The sequence below is a fragment of the Anaerobacterium chartisolvens genome (assembly GCF_003337415.1).
GTDB lineage: Bacteria > Bacillota > Clostridia > Acetivibrionales > DSM-27016 > Anaerobacterium > Anaerobacterium chartisolvens.
The window spans coordinates 73302-80326 of sequence record NZ_QPJT01000022.1; the positions used below are offsets into that span (position 1 = coordinate 73302).

A 7025-nucleotide genomic window follows, 5' to 3' on the forward strand; every position below is an offset into this window, starting at 1 on the left:
TATACATCCTTCCTAACCAATATGTTTCTTAAAGGCCTGAAGCAAATAGCGCAAGGACGGACTTAAATCCCTGAGATCAATTACCCCGTCGCAAATGAATGGATTCAATAAGTCCTTTATGTACTCCAGCAAAAATTCAGGCTTATTCCTTGAGGCTTTCAGGTATCCCCGCAGCGATAAGAGATCCTGCAAAATAAACCTCATTTTAATATTGAGTCTATACCGTCCTTCGTTCCAGCCATATGACGGGCTTGGGGCAGTTTCCCCCAGAGCCGCCCTGTATACGGCGAAGGGTATATCGCAGCCCGCCGCAACAGACAGTGATAGGCTTCCCCAAAAGCGCGGATTTATTTCCATAAGACATATTTCCCCTTGGAGGTCGCCCTTAAACTCTACCATTGCGACTCCACGCCAGTTAAGTGCTTTTAAAAGCCTTACGGCATAATCTGCAAGCCTGTCGTTCCATATGCTTTCACAAAGGCAGCTTGGGCCTCCCGTCACGGGATATTCACGTATTCTCCTGTGGCAGAATATTTCAAGCGGTTCCCCGTTATTATCAAATACTGCTGAAACACCGTATCCGGAGCCTTTTACATAGCTTTGGACTATGGGATAGGGCTGCTGTGCGTGCATGAAAGCAAACTCGGCTGCAAAATCCGAGGGGGATTTGACTATGCGGTATCTCTTTTCGGGCCCAAGCTTCAGGAGTTCGCCCTCCCTGTACTTGATAACAGCGGGATATGAAATCCTTAAAGACAGCGACTCTATGGATTCATTTTCAAGCAGGGTAGTGGTGGACGGACAGGGTATACCTATGGAGTCCGCAAGCTTAATAAGCCTACCGGTGTCATTGGCCGTCTCAATGCTTTCATGTGGCGGCACAATAAAATGCGTATGCGGCTTTAAAAGCTCCCTGTTCAGGGATATCGCCATAAGGCTGCCAAGCCCTACCGGAATAAGTACCGGCAGGCTGCCGCTGTCTTGGGCGGCCTGCTTTGACAGCTCCAGCACTGAGCTTATAAACGTGTCTCTATCGCTTGAGGCACACGGAATAAGCTTTCGTTGAGAGGTATATTTTGAGTAAAAGCCTAAAGCCGATTTAACGGGTATATTTTCATATTCCACAGCGGTAACAGGAATTTTCCTTCTGCCCAGCGAACGTATAACAGCCAGACTCATACGGTAATGCACATCTGTAATCAGCGCTCTGTTCAAATTATTACAGCTCCCTTAAAATTGTGTTGTTAATGTACAAGCTTTTTATATGTGTAATTTTATCATCTTTATATTTAGCTAGCAACTCGTGTCAAGGGGACACCAGGCTGTGTGAAAACTATTTTGAATGAAATTGTAAAGCTTTGTCCTTGCAGAAAAACAGCGGAGGAATCTTGGGGACGGATTCTTATGCTTCCGTAGCGCAGCGTAGGACTGAAAGGAAAGCAGAAGAACCGTACCCCATGATGCCGCAGCGGTGGCAAGCTGCAATTTCCCAAACAATTTTAGGGTTTTCACACAGTCTGACACGATGGGATTTTTTTTATATATGTGGGCAATATATCATTATAAAAACAATCCAAAGCTGTTCTTGAGGTATATTATGAGCATTGCAAAGAGCATAAATAAGGCGTGGAAGGACTATATGTGGATAATAATAGGGTCGATTATTACCGCTGCATCCATAAACATTTTTCTTGTACCGTATAAAATTGCTCCCGGAGGAGTGAGCGGACTGGCTACTGTGGTATATTACCTGAGCCAGTACAGGCTGCCTGTGGGAGCGACAATGCTGGCTCTTAATCTGCCGCTGTTTATTGCGGGAATAAGGCTTGTAGGAAGAAGGTTTATAGTCAGGACGCTGCTCAGCACGGTGCTGCTTTCTGTAATAGTGGACTTTACCGAGCCCTTTACACAAATTTTTGTAGATAAATATTTAGCAAGCCCCGAGCAGGTATATTCGACTCCCGATCTGCTGCTTTATGCCATCTTCGGAGGAGGAATGATGGGAGTTGGGCTGGGGCTGGTGTTTAAATATGGGGCCACCACGGGAGGCAGTGATCTCGCTGCAAGAATAGTAAACCATTTCAGGCCCAATTTAACCATGGGACAAATATTGCTTGTGGTGGACACCAGTGTTATTATATTTGCGGCAGTAGCCTTTAAAAGCTTTATTATTGCACTGTATGCCATAGTTGCACTGTATGTTTCTTCAAAGGTTATAGATGCTATTTTAGAAGGGATAAATTTTGCAAAGGCGGTATTTATAATTTCGGACAAGTCTGATAAAATAGCGCAGAGAATTCTTGACGAGCTGGACAGAGGGGTTACGGCGCTTAACGGGACAGGTATGTATACCGGGTCACATAAAAAGGTGCTGATGTGTGTGCTGCACAGAGGACAGCTTGAGCAGCTTAAGGAAATTGCGGCAATGGAGGACGAAAAGGCGTTTATTATACTGGCAGATATAAGGGAGGTGCTGGGAGAGGGGTTTAAAACGTATACAATGTAACGGGGTGCGGAACACCACGGGGGGCGTCAGGCTGTGTGAAAACTATTTTGAATGAAATTGTAAAGCTTTGTCCTTGCAGAAAAACAGCGGAGGAATCTTGGGGACGGATTCTTATGCTTCCGTAGCGCAGCGTAGGACTGAAAGGAAAGCAGAAGAACCGTACCCCATGATGTCGCAGCGGTGGCAAGCTGCAATTTTCCAAACAATTTTAGGGTTTTCACACAGTCTGGTGTTCCCTACGATGATTTGCATGAAAAAATATAACATTATGATAGTAAATAACTAACATTATATGGACTTATCATATATGGTATAGTATACTATGAATTAAGAAATTCAGGCAAAAGGAGATGTAACAGATGGAAATACATAAATTGAAGGAACTAAAGAAGCAGGCTGTTTTGATTAGAAAGCATATTATTGATGAGGTATACAGCGCTGCGTCGGGACATCCGGGAGGCTCACTTTCGTGTACCGATATTTTAACTGCTTTATATTTTAATGAAATGAGAGTGGATGTGAAGAACCCACAGTGGGAGGATCGCGACAGGTTTGTGCTTTCTAAGGGTCACTGCGCTCCCGCTCTTTATGCCGCTCTGGCTGAAAAAGGTTTTTTCCCAAAAGAGGATCTTGTAAAATTCAGAAGCGCAGACAGCTATCTTGAAGGACATCCCAGCATGAGGTATGTTACCGGAGTGGACATGTCTACAGGGTCTCTGGGGCAGGGAATTTCAGCGGCTGTAGGAATGGGCATTGCAGGAAAGCTTGATAACAAGGATTACAGGGTATATGCAATACTGGGCGACGGCGAGCTTCAGGAGGGCCAGGTATGGGAGGCCAGCATGGCAGCCGCTCATTATAAGCTTGATAACCTTACTGCATTCCTTGACCATAATGGTCTTCAGATAGACGGAAACATTACGGATGTTATGTCTCCTGAGCCGGTGGCTAACAAATTTGAGGCCTTTGGATGGAATGTTATAAATATAGACGGACATGATTTAACACAGATAACAGAAGCAATTGACAAGGCTAAAAATACTAAAGGCAAACCGACAATGATTGTTTGCGCTACTGTTAAAGGCAAAGGCGTTTCATTTATGGAGAATAATGCGGGTTGGCATGGGACAGCCCCGAATAAGGAACAAAGGGATCAGGCCATAGCGGAGTTGAATGATATTTTGTCAGCATTGGAGGTAGAATAATATGACACAGAAAATTGCCACCAGAGAAGCGTATGGAAGCGCATTGGCGGAGTTCGGAAGCGACAGCAGGATAGTGGTGCTGGATGCCGACCTGTCAAAATCAACAAAAACGGATACCTTTAAGAAGAAATATCCTGAGAGGTTTATAAATATGGGAATAGCCGAAGGCAATATGATGTCTACGGCAGCGGGAATAGCTACCTGTGGAAAGGTGGTTTTTGCAAGCACCTTTGCCATATTTGCGTCTGAGAGAAGCTGCGAGCAGATCAGAAATTCTGCGTGCTACCCAAAGCTGAATGTTAAAATAGGCGCGACTCATGCGGGAATATCTGTAGGCGAGGATGGGGCTTCGCATCAGTGTATTGAAGACATAGCAATAATGAGGGCTCTTCCCAATATGGTGGTGCTCAGTCCTGCCGACGCAGTGGAAACGAGATGTGCAGTAAAAGCGGCTATAGAGCATGACGGGCCTGTGTACTTAAGGCTGGGGCGTTTATCTGTGCCTGTGCTTTACGATGAGGCAAGCTACAGGTTTGAGCTGGGCAAGGGCAATATGATATCCGACGGATCGGATGTTACAATAATAGCGACGGGTTTAATGGTGCATACTGCCGTTGAAGCAGGAAAGCTTCTGGAGCAGCAAGGCATTAAGGCCAGAATAATCGACATTCACACTATAAAGCCTATAGACAGCGATATCATTATAAAGGCTGCAAAGGAGACAGGGGCGATAGTTACGGCAGAGGAGCACAACGTAGTTGGAGGACTGGGCGGTGCTGTTGCAGAGGTTTTGGTTCAGAATTACCCCGTGCCTCTAAAAATGGTTGGAATAGAGGATAAGTTTGGCAAGTCGGGAAAGCCTGATAAATTGATGGAAATGTATGGCTTAACTGCTGAAAACATAGTCCAAAAAGCAAAGCAGTCGATACAAATGAAGAAGTAACTGCTCTTAAGAGAATAAAAGATAATTCAAGAGAAATTAAGAGACAGGCAGAAATCAGTATAAATATACAAGAAGCGGGGGATTATCAAATAGCCCCTGCTTTTTTTGTACTTGCATAACAATATAGATAAGAGTAATATATAATATAGAGTATCAATCTAAGATATACATATTAAATAGGCTTAAGCCATAATTCTGTTACATATACTTATTAAAAAATTTTTAGCTGCTTAAGCCAAAAAGGAGGTATAATTTATAAGTGACAACGTAAATAGACTTATATAGTCAACGCAGGTTTATTGCACTGATGCATATATGTATTTATTTTATGGGAGGAGAATTTTATTATGGGCTACAGGTACGATGCATATCCATGGGGAAGGTGGATAAAGTGGGGAGTTCTTTTGCTTATTATTGTAATTATAGCGGGAAATGCCGTTGCCGTTCATAATGGCTTGGTTTCTGCGGATCAAAGGGTTAAAAGCAAATGGAGCCAGGTAGAAAATGTCATGCAGAGAAGGGCGGATGTAATAAACAATCTTGTGGAAACAGTAAAGGGGTATGCCAAGCATGAGGAGAAGGTGTTTGGCGATATAGCAAGCGCCAGATCGGTGCTTATGAATGGGTCTGCTGATGTGGAAAGCAAGCTGGAGGCAGACAGAGCCATATCGGAGGCAGCCCGGAGCGTGCTGTTGCTGGTTGAGAATTACCCTGATTTGAAGGCAAGCGAGCAATTTGCCAACCTTCAGATGGAAATTGAAAGGAGCGAAAACAGGGTAAGCATTGCAAGAAAGGATTTCATTGAATCGGTAGAGGCTTATAACCTTAAGATTACAAGGTTTCCGGGAAGTATCTTTGCGAGAATGACGGGGTTTTCAGAAAAGGAATACTTTAAAGCTTCCCCTGATGCTCAGAAGGCGCCTGAAGTCAAATTTTAAAACAGGGGGTTAAAGGAATGGGAAAGTGTCTAAGGATATTTTTGATAGTTATAGCGGTGCTTGCATTTTCCTTAACTGCTCACGCGGGGGACAACTACCCATCCCCCACGGCTGAGTTTTTTGTAAATGATTATGCCGGTGTGCTGCAAAAGTCCACCGAGGACTTAATTGCAAGTGTGGGAAAGCAATTGGAAAATAAAACGGGAGCGCAGGTGGTTGTTGTAACAGTGAGCTCACTTGAAGGCAAGGACATAGAGAGCTACGCATTGGAATTAGGCAGAAAGTGGGGCATAGGACAAAAGGGTGAGGACAATGGAGTGCTGCTCTTAAATGCTGTAAATGAAAGAGAGGTGGATATAGAGGTAGGCTATGGGCTTGAAGGGGCTATCCCTGACATAAGGGCAAAGGAAATAATAGACAAGATTATAATACCCTATTTAAAGGAGGGGGATTATGACAGCGGAATTACTAATGGATTTATGGCTCTGATAGGCGATGTAGCCGCAGAGTATAACATTGAACTGGATTCCGATTATTCCTATCCTCAGACGAGACACTCAGGGCAGAGCATTCCGGCTGATTCTGCTGCAAAAAAGCTTACACCATTTTTAATTATCGGACTTATTATACTTGATGGGATCTTTTTCAGATTCAGGATTACATCTGCACTTATAAAATTAATCTTTTGGAGCAACATATTTCGCGGAGGAGGACGTGGAGGCGGACGCGGAGGCTCAGGAGGGTCATGGGGCGGCGGCTCCGGCGGGTTCGGAGGAGGCAGATCGTCAGGAGGCGGAGGAAGCTTCGGGGGCGGAGGAAGCAGTGGCAAGTATTAAAGGAGGGGTGATAGCGTGAGATATTTAGTGAGGCAGAGGATATTTTCACTGGGAGACAGTTTTACAATAAAGAATGAAGCGGGGAGCGATATATTTATTGTAAGAAGCCAGATACTATCCTTTGGGAAAAAGCTCAGGATTTTTGACCTTATGGACAATGAGCTGTGCTACATTGAGCAAAAGCTATTTAAGCTTATGCCCGAATATGACGTATATATTGGAGGGCAGCACACGGCAAATATACGGAAGAAATTTGCGTTATTCAGGAATGATTTTGAAATTGACAGCGGAGTTGCGACTTACAGTGTGGAAGGCAACTTCTGGGCCCACGAATTCAGGCTGTATGGAAACGGACAGGAGATAGCGCGGATATCAAAGCAATACCTGTCATTCTCCGACACCTATGGAGTGGATATAGATGACAAATATGATCAGGTGGGAACGCTGGCACTTGCAATAGTTATCGACATGGTGTGCCACAACGAGTAGGGGACGCTCCTGCTTTTAGAACATTTGTTCTTGACAATTATTACACAAAGGAGGTATAATATATCTCATAAAGCAATATATTCTGAGGTGATGATTATGCCGAGAGCA

7 protein-coding genes are annotated in these 7025 nt (G+C 44.2%); 6 read left to right on the top strand and 1 reads right to left on the bottom strand.

From position 1 onward, the window contains the following. Nucleotides 1-12 precede the first annotated feature (12 nt). Nucleotides 13-1215 (bottom strand): carboxylate--amine ligase, encoded by a 1203-nt coding sequence (locus tag DFR58_RS16725; RefSeq protein ID WP_114298999.1) that lies wholly within the window; start codon nucleotides 1213-1215, stop codon nucleotides 13-15. A gap of 382 nt (nucleotides 1216-1597) precedes the next feature. On the opposite strand from DFR58_RS16725, the gene DFR58_RS16730 reads away from it, so the two are divergent. From DFR58_RS16730 to DFR58_RS16760, 6 genes are all read left to right on the top strand, one after another. Further along, complete coding sequence (locus DFR58_RS16730) at nucleotides 1598-2506, top strand: YitT family protein (RefSeq protein ID WP_114299012.1); 909 nt, start codon at nucleotides 1598-1600, stop codon at nucleotides 2504-2506. 359 nt (nucleotides 2507-2865) lie between these two features. Then, entirely contained in the window at nucleotides 2866-3711 is an 846-nt protein-coding gene (locus tag DFR58_RS16740) for a transketolase (RefSeq protein WP_114299001.1), read from the top strand. A gap of 1 nt (nucleotide 3712) precedes the next feature. Further along, the gene (locus tag DFR58_RS16745; RefSeq protein WP_114299002.1) at nucleotides 3713-4654 is read left to right on the top strand and encodes a transketolase family protein; all 942 of its coding nucleotides are present in this window, start codon (nucleotides 3713-3715) and stop codon (nucleotides 4652-4654) included. A gap of 347 nt (nucleotides 4655-5001) precedes the next feature. After that, complete coding sequence (locus tag DFR58_RS16750) at nucleotides 5002-5592, top strand: LemA family protein (protein WP_114299003.1); 591 nt, start codon at nucleotides 5002-5004, stop codon at nucleotides 5590-5592. 17 nt (nucleotides 5593-5609) lie between these two features. Continuing rightward, entirely contained in the window at nucleotides 5610-6428 is an 819-nt protein-coding gene (locus DFR58_RS16755; RefSeq protein WP_114299004.1) for a TPM domain-containing protein, read from the top strand. 15 nt (nucleotides 6429-6443) lie between these two features. Next, nucleotides 6444-6917, top strand: coding sequence for an LURP-one-related/scramblase family protein (locus tag DFR58_RS16760; protein WP_114299005.1), 474 nt, complete (start codon nucleotides 6444-6446; stop codon nucleotides 6915-6917). The last annotated feature ends 108 nt before the right edge of the window (nucleotides 6918-7025 follow it).